Source organism: Kribbella sp. NPDC020701 (assembly GCF_055562215.1).
On record NZ_JBVHFT010000006.1, the window covers coordinates 62450 to 77936 of the forward strand.

18 protein-coding genes are annotated in these 15487 nt (G+C 67.3%); 8 read left to right on the forward strand and 10 right to left on the reverse strand.

Going from position 1 to position 15487, the window contains the following annotated elements; translation table 11 throughout:
• The first annotated feature begins 117 nt into the window (after nt 1–117).
• From ACZ3HV_RS15830 to ACZ3HV_RS15845, 4 genes are all read left to right on the forward strand, one after another.
• A complete protein-coding gene (locus ACZ3HV_RS15830) occupies nt 118–879 on the forward strand; it encodes an amino acid ABC transporter ATP-binding protein (RefSeq protein ID WP_465684883.1) in 762 nt (253 codons plus the stop codon).
• 51 nt (nt 880–930) lie between these two features.
• A complete protein-coding gene (locus tag ACZ3HV_RS15835) occupies nt 931–1767 on the forward strand; it encodes a glutamate ABC transporter substrate-binding protein (protein WP_465684884.1) in 837 nt (278 codons plus the stop codon).
• Between the two features lie 80 nt (nt 1768–1847).
• Nucleotides 1848–2537, forward strand: coding sequence for an amino acid ABC transporter permease (locus tag ACZ3HV_RS15840; RefSeq protein WP_465684886.1), 690 nt, complete (start codon nt 1848–1850; stop codon nt 2535–2537).
• The gene (locus ACZ3HV_RS15845) at nt 2534–3433 is read left to right on the forward strand and encodes an amino acid ABC transporter permease (RefSeq protein ID WP_465684888.1); all 900 of its coding nucleotides are present in this window, start codon (nt 2534–2536) and stop codon (nt 3431–3433) included. The genes ACZ3HV_RS15840 and ACZ3HV_RS15845 overlap by 4 nt, the downstream gene beginning before the upstream one ends.
• 40 nt (nt 3434–3473) lie before the next feature.
• On the opposite strand, the gene ACZ3HV_RS15850 is transcribed toward ACZ3HV_RS15845, so the two are convergent.
• Nucleotides 3474–4763 (reverse strand): aspartate aminotransferase family protein, encoded by a 1290-nt coding sequence (locus tag ACZ3HV_RS15850; RefSeq protein WP_465684889.1) that lies wholly within the window; start codon nt 4761–4763, stop codon nt 3474–3476.
• 237 nt (nt 4764–5000) lie between these two features.
• Between ACZ3HV_RS15850 and ACZ3HV_RS15855 the strand changes: the two genes are divergently transcribed.
• On the forward strand, nt 5001–6089 hold the full coding sequence (locus ACZ3HV_RS15855) for an LOG family protein (protein ID WP_465685513.1): 1089 nt from the start codon (nt 5001–5003) through the stop codon (nt 6087–6089).
• A 33-nt stretch (nt 6090–6122) separates the two neighbouring features.
• Nucleotides 6123–6818: an alpha/beta fold hydrolase gene (locus ACZ3HV_RS15860; RefSeq protein ID WP_465684891.1), complete on the forward strand. Its 696-nt coding sequence runs from the start codon at nt 6123–6125 to the stop codon at nt 6816–6818.
• Between the two features lie 70 nt (nt 6819–6888).
• Here the strand turns inward: ACZ3HV_RS15860 and rlmN are convergent, their stop codons facing one another.
• The 4 genes from rlmN to ACZ3HV_RS15880 form a co-directional block, all read right to left on the reverse strand.
• The gene (gene rlmN, locus ACZ3HV_RS15865; RefSeq protein WP_465684893.1) at nt 6889–8007 is read right to left on the reverse strand and encodes a dual-specificity RNA methyltransferase RlmN; all 1119 of its coding nucleotides are present in this window, start codon (nt 8005–8007) and stop codon (nt 6889–6891) included.
• Nucleotides 8008–8072: 65 nt separating this feature from the next.
• Nucleotides 8073–8375, reverse strand: coding sequence for an Rdx family protein (locus ACZ3HV_RS15870; protein WP_360365251.1), 303 nt, complete (start codon nt 8373–8375; stop codon nt 8073–8075).
• Between the two features lie 51 nt (nt 8376–8426).
• The gene (locus ACZ3HV_RS15875) at nt 8427–9119 is read right to left on the reverse strand and encodes a C39 family peptidase (protein ID WP_465684895.1); all 693 of its coding nucleotides are present in this window, start codon (nt 9117–9119) and stop codon (nt 8427–8429) included.
• Between the two features lie 117 nt (nt 9120–9236).
• Nucleotides 9237–10145, reverse strand: a complete 909-nt coding sequence (locus ACZ3HV_RS15880; RefSeq protein WP_465684897.1) for an LLM class flavin-dependent oxidoreductase — start codon at nt 10143–10145, stop codon at nt 9237–9239.
• A gap of 62 nt (nt 10146–10207) precedes the next feature.
• Between ACZ3HV_RS15880 and ACZ3HV_RS15885 the strand changes: the two genes are divergently transcribed.
• Both ACZ3HV_RS15885 and ACZ3HV_RS15890 read left to right on the forward strand, forming a co-directional pair.
• Nucleotides 10208–10612, forward strand: coding sequence for a MarR family winged helix-turn-helix transcriptional regulator (locus tag ACZ3HV_RS15885; RefSeq protein ID WP_360365148.1), 405 nt, complete (start codon nt 10208–10210; stop codon nt 10610–10612).
• 31 nt (nt 10613–10643) lie between these two features.
• On the forward strand, nt 10644–11642 hold the full coding sequence (locus ACZ3HV_RS15890) for an LLM class flavin-dependent oxidoreductase (RefSeq protein WP_465684899.1): 999 nt from the start codon (nt 10644–10646) through the stop codon (nt 11640–11642).
• Here ACZ3HV_RS15890 and ACZ3HV_RS15895 read toward each other — a convergent pair.
• The 5 genes from ACZ3HV_RS15895 to tsf all read right to left on the reverse strand — a co-directional run bounded on the left by ACZ3HV_RS15895 (nt 11619) and on the right by tsf (nt 15404).
• Nucleotides 11619–12209, reverse strand: coding sequence for a GNAT family N-acetyltransferase (locus ACZ3HV_RS15895; RefSeq protein WP_465684901.1), 591 nt, complete (start codon nt 12207–12209; stop codon nt 11619–11621). The genes ACZ3HV_RS15890 and ACZ3HV_RS15895 overlap by 24 nt on opposite strands.
• A complete protein-coding gene (locus ACZ3HV_RS15900) occupies nt 12206–13048 on the reverse strand; it encodes a phosphatidate cytidylyltransferase (protein WP_465684903.1) in 843 nt (280 codons plus the stop codon). The genes ACZ3HV_RS15895 and ACZ3HV_RS15900 overlap by 4 nt, the downstream gene beginning before the upstream one ends.
• Nucleotides 13048–13602, reverse strand: coding sequence for a ribosome recycling factor (gene frr, locus ACZ3HV_RS15905; RefSeq protein ID WP_465685515.1), 555 nt, complete (start codon nt 13600–13602; stop codon nt 13048–13050). The genes ACZ3HV_RS15900 and frr overlap by 1 nt, the downstream gene beginning before the upstream one ends.
• 177 nt (nt 13603–13779) lie before the next feature.
• Nucleotides 13780–14541: a UMP kinase gene (gene pyrH / locus ACZ3HV_RS15910; RefSeq protein WP_360365140.1), complete on the reverse strand. Its 762-nt coding sequence runs from the start codon at nt 14539–14541 to the stop codon at nt 13780–13782.
• A 44-nt stretch (nt 14542–14585) separates the two neighbouring features.
• Nucleotides 14586–15404, reverse strand: coding sequence for a translation elongation factor Ts (tsf, locus tag ACZ3HV_RS15915; protein ID WP_465684905.1), 819 nt, complete (start codon nt 15402–15404; stop codon nt 14586–14588).
• Nucleotides 15405–15487: the final 83 nt, after the last annotated feature.

Here is a 15487-nt window from a genome sequence, read left to right on the forward strand (position 1 = left end):
TACAGATGAACGGCCTGTGAGGATTCGATCACAGGCCGCGCCATATATTGCAGATCGTTACCACCGTGGAACCACTCAGCGCTGCGACCGAACCCTCGGCTCCGCTAGGTTCTGGCCATGAGCGATTCCGGTACGTTGACGAAAACCGGTTTGGTTGCGCTGACCGACGTCAACAAACATTTCGGCGAGTTGCACGTCCTGAAGGACATCAACCTGTCCATCGCCAAGGGCGAGGTCGTCGTGGTGATCGGTCCGTCCGGATCCGGCAAGTCGACGCTCTGCCGCGCGATCAACCGGCTGGAGCCGATCGACGACGGCACCATCACGCTCGACGGCCAGCCGCTCCCCAGTGAGGGCAAGGCACTGGCCAGACTGCGCGCCGACGTCGGCATGGTGTTCCAGTCCTTCAACCTGTTCGCGCACAAGACGATCCTGCAGAACGTCACCCTCGGCCCGATGAAGGTCCGTGGCCAGGGCAAGGCCGAGGCCGACGAGAACGCCCGCGCGCTGCTCGAGCGGGTCGGCGTCGCCGCGCAGGCCGACAAGTACCCGGCACAACTGTCCGGTGGCCAGCAGCAGCGGGTGGCGATCGCCCGCGCACTGGCGATGGACCCGAAGGTGATGCTGTTCGACGAGCCGACCTCGGCTCTGGACCCGGAGATGATCAAAGAGGTCCTCGACGTGATGGTCGACCTGGCCGGTCAGAGCATGACCATGGTTGTGGTCACCCACGAGATGGGCTTCGCCCGCCGTGCGGCGAACCGGGTCGTCTTCATGGCCGACGGGCAGATCGTCGAGGAAGCGGAGCCGGAGAAGTTCTTCACCGATCCGCAGACCAAGCGGGCGCAGGACTTCCTCTCGAAGATCCTCACCCACTGACCACACCGGCCGTTTCCCAGCGCAGTACCGAACACAACGGAGGAAAAGACAATGCGACAGCGAATCATCGCTGCCCTCGGGATCGCGGGCCTGGCTGCGACCGGACTGGCGGCCTGCGGCGACGACTCGAACTCCAGCTCCGGATCCAGCGGTGGCGAGAAAGTCACCATCGGCATCAAGTTCGACCAGCCCGGGATCGGCCTGAAGGAAGGCGCGAACTACACCGGGATGGACGTCGACGTCGCCAACTACGTCGCCAAGGAGCTTGGCTACGGCGACATCACCTTCAAGGAATCGCCGTCGGCACAGCGTGAGACGCTGCTGCAGAACGGCCAGGTGAAGATGATCTTCGCGAGCTACTCGATCACCGACGCCCGCAAGGAGAAGGTCTCGTTCGCCGGCCCGTACCTGGTCGCCGGTCAGGATCTGCTGGTCAAGGCCGACAACACCGACATCACCGGTCCGGAGACACTGAACGGCAAGAAGCTGTGTTCGGTGACCGGCTCCACGTCGGCGCAGAAGGTCAAGGACAAGTTCGCCAAGACCGTGCAGCTGCAGGAGTACGACACCTACTCCAAGTGTGTCGAGGCGCTCGGCGCCGGCGCGATCGACGCGGTGACCACCGACAACACCATCCTGGCCGGCTACGCCTCGCAGGAGGCGAACAAGGGCAAGTTCAAGGTGGTCGGCAAGACGTTCTCGACCGAGCGGTACGGCGTCGGCCTGAAGAAGGGCGACACCGAGACCTGCACCAAGGTCAACGACGCGCTGAAGAAGATGGTCGACTCCGGCGAGTGGCAGAAGGCCTTCGACAAGAACCTCGGCTCGTCCGGGCTGACGCTCGACCCGGCGACGAACCCGCCGAAGACCTTCGACGCCTGCGCCTGATCTGACATCGCCGGGGAGGGGCCGCGCACGCGGTCTCTCCCCGGCGTGCTGATCTCCACCTCGTTCCCAGCTGGAGAAACATGGACGTGATTTCGGAGTTCTTCGTCGAGTACGACGGCCTGCAAGCCTTCCGGACGACCATCTACCTCACGCTGCTGTCGGCGGTGTTCGCGCTGCTGATCGGCACCGGTGTGGCGGTGATGCGGGTCTCCCCGGTTCGGGTGCTGCAGGTGATCGGCACCGCGTACGTGAACATCGTCCGGAACACACCGCTGACCCTGGTCATCGTGTTCTGCAACCTCGGGCTGTTCCTGCAGCTCGGCGTCTCGCTGGCGAACAAGGACTCGAACACCTTCATCACCGACAACAACTTCCGGCTCGCTGTCCTCGGCCTGTCGGTCTACCACGCGTCCTTCGTGGCCGAGGCGATCCGCAGTGGTGTCAACACGGTCCCGCTGGGCCAGGCCGAGGCGGCCCGGGCGATCGGCCTGCCGTTCCTGAAGACACTGCGGTACGTCGTACTCCCGCAGGCGTTCCGGGGTGCGATCGCCCCGCTGGGCAACGTGCTGATCGCCCTGACCAAGAACTCGACGGTCGCCTCCGTCATCGGCGTCACCGAGGCATCCGCGGTGATGAAGGTGATGATGGAGAACCGGCCCGACGTGATCTTCGTGGTGTTCGGCATCTTCGCGGTCGGCTTCGTCATCCTGACCCTTCCGGTCGGAATGCTGTTCACCTCGATGTCCAAGCGGCTGGCGGTGAAGCGATGAGTAGCAGCAGCGTTCTGTTCGACGCACCCGGCCCGCGCGCCAAGCGCCTGTACGCCGCCGTCGGGGTGGGCAGCATTGTCGTCCTGGTCCTGGTGCTGTGGTTCGTCATCGACAAGTTCGACGAGAAGGGCCAGCTCACCGCGGCCAAGTGGAAGCCGTTCCTGACCGGCGAGATCTGGACCCAGTACCTGATCCCCGGCCTGATCGGCACGCTGACCGCCGCCGCCATCTCGGTCGTCCTGGCGTTGGTCATCGGGACGCTGCTGGGCGTCGGGCGGCTCTCTCTCGCGGTCTGGATCCGGTGGCCCTGCAACGTGATCGTCGAGTTCTTCCGCTCGGTGCCGGTGCTGCTGATGATGCTGTTCACCTACGCCCTGTACGCGCACTACGAGGTCGTCCCGCCGGAGCGGCTGGCGCTGGCCGCCGTCGTCACCGGCCTCACGCTGTATAACGGCGCGGTGGTCGCCGAGCTGGTCCGCTCCGGCGTGTACTCGCTGCCGAAGGGACAGAGCGAGGCGGCGATGGCGATCGGCCTGACACCCGCCAAGGCGATGCGGCTGGTTCTGTTGCCGCAGGCAATCACCGCGATGCTGCCGGCCATCGTCGGCCAGCTGGTGGTGATCCTGAAGGACACCGCGCTCGGCTACATCATCACCTACGAGGAACTGCTCCGGAAGGCGGAGCAGATCGGCAACTACAAGTCGAACCTGCTCCCGGCCCTGATCGTCGTCGGCGCGATCTTCGTGATCGTGAACTACCTGCTCGGCGTCCTCGCCCAGCGGGTCGAAGCGCTGACGCGCCGCCGCGGCCGCTCGGCCGGCGGCCCCATCCCGCCCGACCAGATCGACCAGACCGCCGTCGCCACCGCAGCCGCCGGAGCCATCCCCCCGATCTGACGGACGAAGAGAGCCCCTCCTTGGAGGGGCTCTTCGCTGGTCAGCGCAGGGTGTTGAAGGAGTCTCGGATGATGTCGAGGGCTTCGGCGGTTTCTTCTTCGGTGAGGGTCATCGGCGGAGCCATCCGGAGGACGTTGCCGTAGAGGCCGCCCTTGCCGACCAGGAGGCCGCGATTCTTGGTCTCCTGCTGGAGTTTGGCGGTGCTGGCCGCGTCCGGGCTCCGGTCGTCCGGCTTGACGATCTCGGCGGCCAGCATCAGGCCCTTGCCGCGGACATCGCCGAGCTCGGGGTACTCCTCGGAGATCCCGCGCAGTCCGTCAGCCAGCTGGGCGCCGCGCTTGGCCGCGTTCGCCTGCAGGTCGTGGTCGAGCAGGTAGTCGATCGTCGCCTTCGCCGCGCTGGTCGAGATCGGGTTGCCGCCGAAGGTGGACAGCGAGTTCGCCTTGATGCTGTCCATCAGGTCGGCCCGCGCGACCACTCCGCCGATCGCGAACCCGTTGCCGAGCCCCTTCGCGAACGTCATCGCATCAGGTACGACGTCGTGCGCCTGGATCCCCCAGAAGTGCTCACCGGTCCGCCCCCAGCCGGTCTGCACCTCGTCGGAGATGAGCAGGATCCCGTACTCGTCGAGCACCTCCTTGAAGGCGCCGTACAGGCCGTCGGGCGGCGACGAGAATCCGCCGACGCCCTGGATCGGCTCGGCGATCAGGCAGGCGACATCGCCGGCGGTGGTGGTCTCGATGACGTTGCGCAGGTCGTCGACGCAGGCCTTGACGTAGTCCGCGTCGGGCAGGTCGCGGAACGGGCTGCGGTACCGGTACGCGCCCTGCACATACTGCACGTTCACCGGCGACAGACTGCTCGCGGACCAACCGCGGTTGCCGGTGATGGCGACCGTACCGAAAGCGCGGCCGTGGTAGGAGTTGCGCATCGCCAGCACCTGGTTGGAGCGGCGGTTCTGGGTGGCGAGCAGCAGCGCTGTCTCGTTCGCCTCGGTGCCGGAGTTGGCGAAGAACACCTTGGCGTTCGGGATGCCCGACAGCTCGGCGATCTGCTCGGCCAGCTCGATCTGCTTGCGGATCAGGTACACGGTCGAGGTGTGTGCGATCCCGGTCCCGAGCTGCTCGCGCACCGCCTCGGAGATCTCCGCGATGTCGTAGCCGATCGCGTTGGTCAGGATGCCGGCGAAGAAGTCGAGATAGGTGTTGCCCTCACCGTCGGTGACCCGGCGGCCGGACCCCTCCACGATCTCGATCGGCTCCTCGTAGTACAACGCGAGCCAGTCCGGCATGACGGCCTTGTGACGCTCCCAGAGCTCCGCATGTGTCATGTCTAAGCATTACCTCATCGCGCCGTTCGCTCATAGTGGGCATCTATGGCGGTAGCGTCCTGCGCCGGTCAGGCCTCGAGCGATTGCGGTGTCCAGGTGCGTGCATCGCGGTGCTTGGGGAGCGTCCTCGATGCGGTCTCCATCGTGGACGCTCCCCAAGTGCCGCGAGGTGCGTGCCTGGGCGCCTCAAGCGCCGAGGAGTGGCCGGCGCAGGACGCTAGGGTGCTCTGCGTGACAATGCCGAGCATCCCGCACGTGGACATCGAGTCGCTGGAGCACTTCGACCGGATCGTGGCCGCTGGGGCCACCTCGATGGCCGGATGGCGGGTTCAGTCGGTCGATCTGACCGGGCGGACGGCGGAACTGCTGCAGCTGAGCCCAATGGGCGGTCTGTTCCTCGGCTGTTCGCTGGAGGAGAAGGCTGAGACCTGGATCCGCGACGGCGGTGGACTGCTGTTCCCCGCGATACCGTCCCTCCCGTTCGACTCCTACCGCGGCACGCTGTACGACGCCGAGGAGCTGTACGCCGGCCTCGAGCACGGGTACGACGCCACACCGGACGCCCGGATCTACGCGTGGTCCCGCCAGCACGACGAGAAGGGCGACACCGGCCGGACCCTCGCCGCAGCCCTCCACGACCACGCCATCGCCGATGCCCTCGACGAACTGCCAGGCGACAAGCCCTGGGTGGGAGTGATGGGCGGTCACGGCGTACTCCGGAGCGACGACAACTACCGAGCCGCGGTGCTCCTCGGGCGTACGCTCGCCCGCCGCAAGCGCATGGTGGTCACCGGCGGCGGCCCTGGTGCGATGGAGGCCGCCAACCTCGGTGCATCACTCTCCGAGTACGACGACGCCGCCGTCGACCGTGCACTCACCGGTCTGGCGCGCGTACCGTCGTTCCGCCCCTCCGTGGCCGCATGGGCCGCTTCAGGGCTCGACGTACGGCGTGAGTTCCCCGGCGACGGCGGTGTGTCGATTCCAACCTGGTTCTACGGCCACGAGCCGCCGAACGTGTTCGCGTCGGCCATCGCCAAGTACTTCTCCAACGCCCAGCGCGAAGGCGTCCTCCTCAGCCGCGCCCGCGGCGGCATCATCTACCTCCCAGGCGCCGCCGGCACCGTCCAAGAGGTCTTCCAAGCCGCAACCCCCAACTACTACGGCGACCCAGCCACCCAAATCCCCCTCATCCTCGTAGACATCAACTACTGGACTGCGCACGTCCCCGTCTGGCCCCTCCTCCAGTCCTTGGCTGCGGGACGATCGCTGGCCCACTCCATCCATCTGGTCGACACGATTAACGAGGCGGCCGAACTCGTCAGCTGAGGTTTGTCGGTGGGGTGGTTTACGGTGCGCGGCATGACGAATTTTGTTTTGGTGCCGGGGGCTTGGCTTGGTGGGTGGGCTTGGGATGAGGTGGCTGTGGTGCTTCGGGCCGAGGGGCACGAGGTGTATCCGGTGACGTTGAGCGGGCTGGCCGAGCGGCGGGGTGTGGACTCCGGCCAGCAGGAGCACGTGGACGACATCGTGGCGGTGATCGAGGACAACGATCTGCGGGACGTCGTACTCGCGGGGCACAGCTACTCCGGGATTCCGACTGGCCAGGCAGCGGGACGGATCGGCGACCGGCTGCGGCGCGTGGTGTACGTCGACTCCAACATCCCGCACGACGGGAAGTCCTTTATCGACGGCTGGTCCGAGGAAGGACGCGCCTGGGTCGAGGGCCAGATGGCCGAGTCAGGCGGCTACTGGCCGCCGCTCACCGCCGAGGACTACGTCGGCCAGGACCTCTCCGACGAGACCATCGCCCAGATCGTCTCCCGCAGTACGCCGCACCCCGGCCGCGCGATCTCCGAGCCGGCCGCGCTCGCACACCCGATCACCGAGCTGCCGACGACGTACATCAAGTGCCTGATGGACGGCGCCACACCGTCATCCGATGTCGCCGAGCACCTCAAGTCACCATCCTGGGAGCTGGTCGAGCTCCCCACCGGCCATTGGCCGATGTTCTCGCAACCCGCGGCGCTGGCGAAGATCCTCGGCAATGCCGGGTGAGGACCGCAGTCAGCTCTTGGTGAGCCAGCTGACAGTCACGTAGCCCTCACGCCACCGGACGCGGGGCCGATCACTTGTTGGCGGCGGCCAGCTGGCCGCAGGCGCCGTCGATCTCCTGGCCCCGGGTGTCGCGGACGGTGGTGGGGATGCCGCCGGCCTCGAGACGGCGGACGAATTCGCGCTCGTCGGCCGGGTCGGAGGCGGTCCACTTCGAGCCGGGCGTCGGGTTCAGCGGGATCAGGTTGACGTGCACCCAACCCCAGTCGCCGCGGGCCCTGAGCTTCTCCGCCAGCAGGTCGGCCCGCCAGGCGTGGTCGTTGATATCGCGGATCATCGCGTACTCGATCGACACCCGGCGCTTGGTCTGCTGCGCGTACCCCCAGGCCGCGTCGAGCACCTCGTCGACCTTCCAGCGATTGTTGATCGGCACGAGCTCGTCCCGCAGCTCGTCGTCCGGCGCGTGCAGCGACAGCGCGAGCGTGACCGGGATCCCCTCGGTCGCGAGCTGGTTCATCCGCGGCACCAGGCCGACGGTCGACACCGTCACGCCCCGCGCCGAGATCCCGAGACCCTCAGGCGACGGATCGGTGAACCGCCGGACCGCGCCGATCACGGCCTTGTAGTTGGCCATCGGCTCGCCCATGCCCATGAAGACGATGTTGTTGACCCGCCCGGGCCCGCCGGCGATCTCACCGCGCGCGAGCGCCCGCGCACCGTCGACGACCTGCTCGACGATCTCAGCGGTGGTCATGTTGCGGGTGAGCCCGGCCTGGCCGGTCGCACAGAACGGGCAGGCCATCCCGCAGCCGGCCTGCGACGACACGCACATGGTGGCGCGGCCCGGATACCGCATCAGGACGGACTCGACCAGCGAGCCGTCGAGCAGCTTCCACAGCGTCTTGCGGGTCTGCCCGTTGTCGCACTCCATGTCCCGGACCCGGGTCAGCAGCGGCGGCATCAGCTCGGCGACCAGCTTGTCCCGGGTCGCGGCCGGCAGATCGGTCATCTCGGCCGGGTCGGACACCAGCCGGGAGAAGTAGTGGTTCGACAGCTGCTTGGCCCGGAACGCGGGCTCCCCCAGCGCGGCGACCGCCGTACGCCGCTCCTCCCCGGTGAGGTCGGCCAGGTGCCGCGGCGGCTTCTTGGCACGGCGCGGCTCATCGAAGACAAGAGGAAGGGAGGTAGTCATAACGCAGTCGATTGTCCCTTGCCGCCCACCACATTCACAAATTCACATCCCCCACGTGCCCGGAATCACAAGTCGGCGCCGGGCGCCGGCTCCTTCCGGTCCGAGTGACCAAGCTTGCGGTCCGGCGCGATCCGATCCCGCACCAACTGCTTCAGCGTCGGAATCTCGCCGAACCCGCCCTCAGCCTTCCGCGACCACAACGTCTCCCCGTCGAGCCGCACCTCGAAGACCCCACCGATGCCCGGAATCAGTGCGACCTCCCCGAGCTCCTTCGGGAACGTGGTCAGCAACTCCTGCGCGGTCCATGCCGCCCGCAACAACCAGCGACACTGCGTGCAGTACTCGATCTCCAGCCGCGGCTCTCTCATCACACCGGAAACCGTACTCACCGGGGCCGCCGGTGAGTACGGCGTACCGCCTCAGGCCGAGTAGCCCTTCGGTGGGATCAGGGTTGCGAGCTGGTTGAACGTGAGCCAGTACGTCGCTGTGGGGGCGAAGCCGGCCGGGTCGGCGATCAGGACGGTCATGTCGCTGGAGTCGTACCCGATCACGGTGAAGTAGTGATAGATCGTGTAGTTCGGGTAGCCCGGCGGGTGGTTGCCGGCCGGGGCGACGATGTTGGCGACGATCGGGTAGTTGTTGTCGATGTCGAGCACGACGTCCCGCCAGAGCAGATCGCGCTGCGCCTGGGTGGGCGGGTCGTTCGGCATCTCCTTGGTCTCGTACCAGCCGGTGCCGAGGTGGTTGTTGAGCACCCGGGTCACCTGCCCGATCCAGTCGGTGCCGTTCGTGGTGGTCGGGAGCTCGTTGGCCAGTTGCTGCTGACTCGGCGGCGAGATCCGGGCCGACAGAGCGATCCGGGTCGCGGCCGGGCCACACCAGTAACCGGTCTGCTGGTACTGGAAGTCGATGTTCAGCGTCTTGAGCGTCTGCGTCGAGTGACCGAGCGTCGGCACCGACTTCGCGGCTGCCACCGCTTCGGCCGAGACAGTCGGGGCGGCGGGTGCGGCGGTCGCCGGAGTGGATGCCATCGGCAACGCTGCTGCCGCGACCAGGGCGAGACCGCAGACTGCGGCCTTCAACTGCATCGTGATGCTCAGATGACTCCTCATGTGTCAGCTCCTCAGCGTCACCGGACGACCGGGGCGGATCGTCCCATGTTTGATGCTGACACACACATCGGTAGCGGTGTAGAAAATTCACCAACCCTTTCCATCCAGCTCGAAGGGTCAGGCGGCGGCCGCCTCCACCGGCTCGATGATCTCCCGGACCAGCCAGCGCACGGCCCGCTCCGGATACGGCCGGGGCAGCGACAGCACGATGTGATCGAACCCCAGCCGCACGGCCCGCTCGACGATCGCGCGCGTCGCGGCCGGATCGTCGTACGACACGATCTGCTGCAGCGACCGGCTGATCGCTCCCGGGTCGCGGCCGATCCGCGCGCACTCCGCGTCCAGCCGCCGTACGCGGTCTTCGAGAAAAGCGAAGTCGTTGTGTGGCGGCCCGCTGATGTTCCAGATGTCGGCGTGCCCCGCGATCAGCCGCATCATCCGGTCGCCCCAACCGCCGACCAGCAGCGGCGGACCGGGGCGCTGGACCGGCTTCGGCTCGTTCCGGTTCTGCTCGAGCGTGTAGTACCGGCCGTGGAAGTCGAAGACGTCCTGCGTCCACATCCCGCGGAGAATCTCGATCGTCTCCCGCAGCCGATCCACGCCCTCGCCCGGCGGCACCAGCGTCAGCCCGTACGCCGCATACTCGGCGACCGCCGGGTTCGGTCCGGGGATGCCGCCCATGCCGGCCGGCTGATGCGTACCGCCCGCGCCCAGCCCCATGACGAGTCGGCCGCCAGAGATCACGTCCAGCGTGCTGGCGATCTTGCCGAGCACCGCCGGCGGCCGGATCCGATTGCTGGTGACAAGCAAACCGAGGCGAAGCCGAGTCGTCTGAGCAGCGAGCGCAGACAGCAGCGTCCAGCCCTCCAGGACGTCACCATCCTTGGGTCCGACGAGTGGCAGGAAGTGGTCCCACAGCCAGGCGTCGCGGATCTGCGGGACCTCGTCGGCCTCCCGCCAGACGCGCTGGATGTCGGCATACGGGACGTGCATCGGGGTGGTCTTCAGACCGAAGGTCGGTTCCATAATCGTCAGGGTAACTGATGATCAGCACTCCTGACGATCAGGTTGCCGGTAGATTTGTCCGTATGGCGTCGGACCGGCTCGGGTACCTGCTCAAACACGTCTTGGCGCGGCTGACCGAGGCGCAGACCAAGGCGCTCGCGCCGCACGGGCTGAACGGCCGCGATCTGGCCGTGCTGTCCGCGGTCGCCTCCGGGGATCCGTTGTCGCAGCTCGAGGTCGCCGCCCGGCTGCGGGTCGACCGCACCTCGATCGGTGATCTGCTCGACGGCCTGGAAGAACGCGGCTTCGTCGAACGCCGACGCAGCCCGGAAGACCGTCGCCGCAACGTCGTGGTGCTGACCGCGCTGGGCGAGTCCACCTTCGAAACAGCCGAGCGGATCCGGCAGGAGATCGAGCGCGAGTTCCTTGCTCCCCTGCCCGACGGCGAGCGCTTCCGCGCAGATCTGCGGGAGCTGTTGGGGGAATGAGGGCTCTGTTTCGGCCGTTGGACTCTGCATCATGGCTGCTCTGTCCGGCGTTCCCCTGTCCATCCTGGACCGCTCACGGACGCGAGTAGGTGAGACAGAAGCCGAGACACTGCGTGCGACCGTCGAGTTGGCACAGCAGGTCGAAGAGCTTGGCTACAAGCGTTTCTGGGTGTCTGAGCACCACAGCGTTCCCGGAGTGGTCGGCTCGGCTCCCACTGTGCTGGCGGCTGCGGTTGCTGCACGCACGCGGCGAATCCGTGTAGGGACAGGCGGTGTGATGCTGCCGAACCACCGGCCACTCGTGGTGGCCGAGCAGTTCGGAGTGCTGGAGTCGCTGTACCCGGGCCGGATCGACATGGGCCTCGGTCGATCGGTCGGCTTCACGAACGGCATCCGTCGCGCTCTGGGCGTCGAGAAGGATGCGGCCGAAGACTTCGCTGAACAGGTCCGCGAGCTCCTCGGCTACCTCGCCGGCACGCAGCAGAACCAGGTCCACGCACGTCCTGGCGAAGGTCTGCACATTCCGCGATTCATCCTCGCGGTTGGCGAAGGCGCTGCGATCGCGGCATCTCTGGGCCTGCCGGTGGTCCTCGCAGCTCGCTCCGAATCTGAGGTACACGCGACCCTCGACCAGTACCGCACGACCTTCCAACCATCGGCCTGGGCGCCGGAACCCTACGTCATCCTCGCCGTGACTGCCGCCGTCGGGGACACCACCGAAGCTGCCCGGCAGATCCTGTTGCCCGAGGCATGGGCCAGCGCGTATTCACGCACCCGCGGCGTGTTCCCGCCACTGCAGCCGGACGTGCCGACCGACCTGACCGCTCGCGAGCAAGAGTTCTTCGAGAACGGTCTCCGAGGCCAGATCTACGGCACACCTGACGAGGTAGACGCAGCACTCGGCGGTCTGGTGCGTCGTACCAGCGCTGACGAGGTGCTGATCACCACGAACACCTTCGACCGGGCCGACCTGCTGGCGTCGTACGCCGCTCTCGCGGAACTCGCGCTACCGGTTGATGCGCGCCTCTAGGCGCTTGCGAACATCGGGCCATTCGTCGGCCAGGATCGAGAACACCACGGTGTCGCGGAACGAGCCGTCCGCCAAACGCTTGTGCCGGCGCAGCACTCCCTCACGAGTCGCACCGAGCTTGGCGATGGCGGCCTGCGACCGGGTGTTCTTGGACCCGGTCTGGATCTTCACCCGGCCGAATTCGCAGTCCCCGAAGGCATGCTGGAGCAGCAGCAGCTTGGCAGCCGGATTGACTGCCGTACCCCAGACCGGCGGCGCGTAGCCGGTCCAGCCGAGGTGGATGCTCTCGTTGGGTACGTCGACATCGCCGAGACTCGACGTACCGACGACGGTGCCATCGGCAACCAACCGGACCACATAGGCGAACCGCTTCTCCGCGGCCGGGATCCACTCGGCCCGCATCGCCTCCGCGCTCCCCGGCATTCCCGCGATCCCGCCGCCGAATCCCCCGGCGTACACCTGCTCGTTGCCGATCGCGGCGTACAACTCCTCGATGTCGCCGTCCCGCAGCCGGTCCAGCCGTACGACGCCGCCCACCAGAGACCGACCGTCCGGCGCGACAGTCACGACTTCACCAGCACGTGCAGCAGCAGCCAGACCGCGGGGGCCGTGGCCAGCAAGGAGTCCAGACGATCCATCACACCGCCGTGTCCCGGCAGCAGGTTCGACATGTCCTTGATGCCGAGGTCGCGCTTGATCATCGACTCACCGAGGTCGCCCACCGTGGCGGTCAGTACGGCGACCGCACCGACGATCGCACCGGCCCACCAGTCGCCGTCGAGCAGCCAGACGACCGAGGCGACGCCGGCTCCGATACAGAAGAGAGCCGAGCCGGCGAAACCTTCCCAGGACTTCTTCGGGCTGATCGTCGGCGCCATCGGGTGCTTGCCGAACAGGACACCGGCCGCGTAACCGCCGACGTCACTGGCGACCACGACCAGGAAGAACGTGACCACCCGCTCGGGGCCGTCCGCCTCCGGCTGGACCAGCAGAATCGCGAACCCGGCCAGCAGCGGCACGTAGCCGATCAGGAACACGCCGGCGCTGGTGTCGCGGACGAAGCCCACCGATCCGCCCGGCATCCGCCAGAAGATCGTCGCCAGCACCGTGACCGCCAGCGCGACCAGGAGCGCCATCGGCCCACCGAAGTAGGCCGCCACCAGCATTGCCGCCGTACCGGCGAACACCGGGATCCGCGGGATCACCGCGCCGCCGGTGCGCAGGGCCTTGATCATCTCGTCGACGGCGATCAGGACGACCGCCAGCACCAGGACGGTGAACAGGACCTTCTGCCAGAACAGGGATCCGAGGATCAGTGCGCCGAGACCGACACCCACCGCGATCGCCGCAGGCAGGTTCCGCCCGGCGCGGCTCGGGGTCGGCGCGGGCGTGCTCTCGACCCCCATCACACCTCGAGCAGTTCGGCTTCCTTGTGCTTGAGCAGCTCGTCGATGGAGTCGACGTACTTCTTCGTCAACCCGTCGAGCCGCTTCTCAGCACTCTTGCCTTCGTCCTCGCCCGCGTCGCCGGCCTTGACCGTCTTGTGCACCTGGTCCATAGCGTGCCGGCGGATGTTGCGCACCGAGACCTTGGCTTCCTCGGCCTTGGTCTTGGCGACCTTGATGTACTCCTTGCGCCGCTCCTCGGTCAGCTGCGGCATCACCACGCGGATGACCGCGCCGTCGTTGCCCGGGTTCACGCCCAGGTCCGAGTCGCGGATCGCCTTCTCGATCGCCGTCATCGCACCCTTGTCGTACGGCGAGATCAGCACGGTGCGGGGCTCTGGCACCTGGAAACCGGCCAGCTGCTGCAGCGGCGTCGGGGTGCCGTAGTAGTCGGCCAGGATGCCCGCGAACATCTGCGGGTGCGCCCGGCCGGTGCGGATCGCGGCGAAGTCGTCCTTCGCGACCTCCACGGCCTTCGCCATCTTCTGCTCGGCTTCGCGGAGAGCTTCGTCGATCACGACATTCCTCGCTTCCTCAGGGCCGCCTCGGCGCGGCCATACTCCAACCCTACGGACGCAGGTTTACCAGATAACGGACACAACCTGTGTCCAACGATCCTAGTGGTACACCGCGACCACTCCTACGACCGGGCCTGCGTCGTGCCACGGCGTACTCGGACGCCGTACCTGGGGCTACTGGCCCGGGGAGACGACCGTACCGATCTTCTCGCCGTGGACGACCTTGGCGATGTTGCCCTCCTCGAGGCCGAAGATCACGATCGGCAGCGCATTGTCGCGGGCCAGGCTGATCGCGGTCGCGTCGGCCACCCGCAGACCGCGGGCGAGGAAGTCGTCGTAGGACAGCTGGTCGAACTTGACCGCGTCCGGGTTCTTCTTCGGGTCGGAGTCGTAGACCCCGTCCACACCCTGCTTGCCCATCAGTAGCGCCTCGGCGCCGATCTCGAGCGCGCGCTGGGCGGCGACCGTGTCGGTGGAGAAGTACGGCATGCCGGAGCCGGCGCCGAAGATCACCACGCGGCCCTTCTCCAGGTGCCGCTCGGCCTTGCGCGGAATGTACGGCTCGGCGACCTGGCCCATCGTGATCGCGGTCTGCACCCGGGTCTCGATGCCGAGCTTCTCCAGGAAGTCCTGCAGCGCCAGGCAGTTCATCACCGTGCCGAGCATGCCCATGTAGTCGGCCCGGTTGCGCTCCATCCCGCGCTGCTGCAACTCGGCACCGCGGAAGAAGTTGCCGCCACCGACCACCACGGCGACCTGGACACCGGCCCGGGCCACCTCGGCGATCTGCTTGGCGATCGAATTCACCACGTCGGGGTCGACGCCGAGCTTGCCGCCGCCGAACACCTCACCCGACAGCTTGAGCAGCACCCGGTGATAGGCCGGAGCGAACGGCGAAGAGGCCGGACTCGTCTCGGTACCCAGGGTTTCCGTCACGATTCCGGCCTCCTCGTCGATGAAGAACTGTGCTTTTCCTGCGATCAGGCGCCGACCTCGAAGCGGGCGAACCGCTTCACGGTCACGCCGGCCTCGTCGAGCACGGCCTTCACGGTCTTCTTGCTCTCCTGGACCGACGCCTGCTCGAGCAGCACGACGTCCTTGTAGAACCCGTTCACCCGGCCCTCGACGATCTTCGGCAGGGCGCCCTCGGGCTTGCCCTCCTCGCGGGCGGTCGCCTCGGCGATCCGCTTCTCGCTCTCGACCGTCTCGGCCGGGACCTCGTCGCGGGTGGTGTACAGCGGGCGCATCGCGGCGGCCTGCATGGCGGCACCACGGGCGGCCTCGACGTTGTCACCCTCGAACTCGACCAGTACGCCGACCTGGGCCGGCAGGTCCGCGGCACGCTTGTGCATGTACGCCGTCACCTGGCCGTCGAACACGGCGACCTTGGCCAGCTCGAGCTTCTCGCCGATGACCGCGGCCAGCGCCTCGATGTTCTCGGCAACGCTCTTGCCGTCGGACAGCTTCTCGCTCAGCAGGCCCTCGACGTCGCCGACCTTGCTGGCGGCGGCGTGCGCGACGATGTCGGCGGCGAGCTGCTGGAACTGCTCGTTCTTGGCGACGAAGTCGGTCTCGCAGTTCAGCTGGACCAGCGCGTTCTCCGCCGCGGCCACCAGGCCGTTGGTGGCCGAGCGCTCGGCGCCACGCTTGGCGGCCTTGGCCGCGCCCTTGATGCGCAGCTCCTCGATCGCCTTCTCGAAGTCGCCGTCGGTCGCCTCGAGCGCCTTCTTCGCGTCCATCATGCCCGCGCCGGTGGTGTCGCGGAGCTTCTTCACGTCAGCGGCGGTGTAGTTCGCCATTCCTCGTTCTCTCGTCTTCTCGATGCGGCTGGGTAGGCGGGCTCGAGTGCCGCCCGGTGTGGACCGGGCGGCAACTCAGGGCT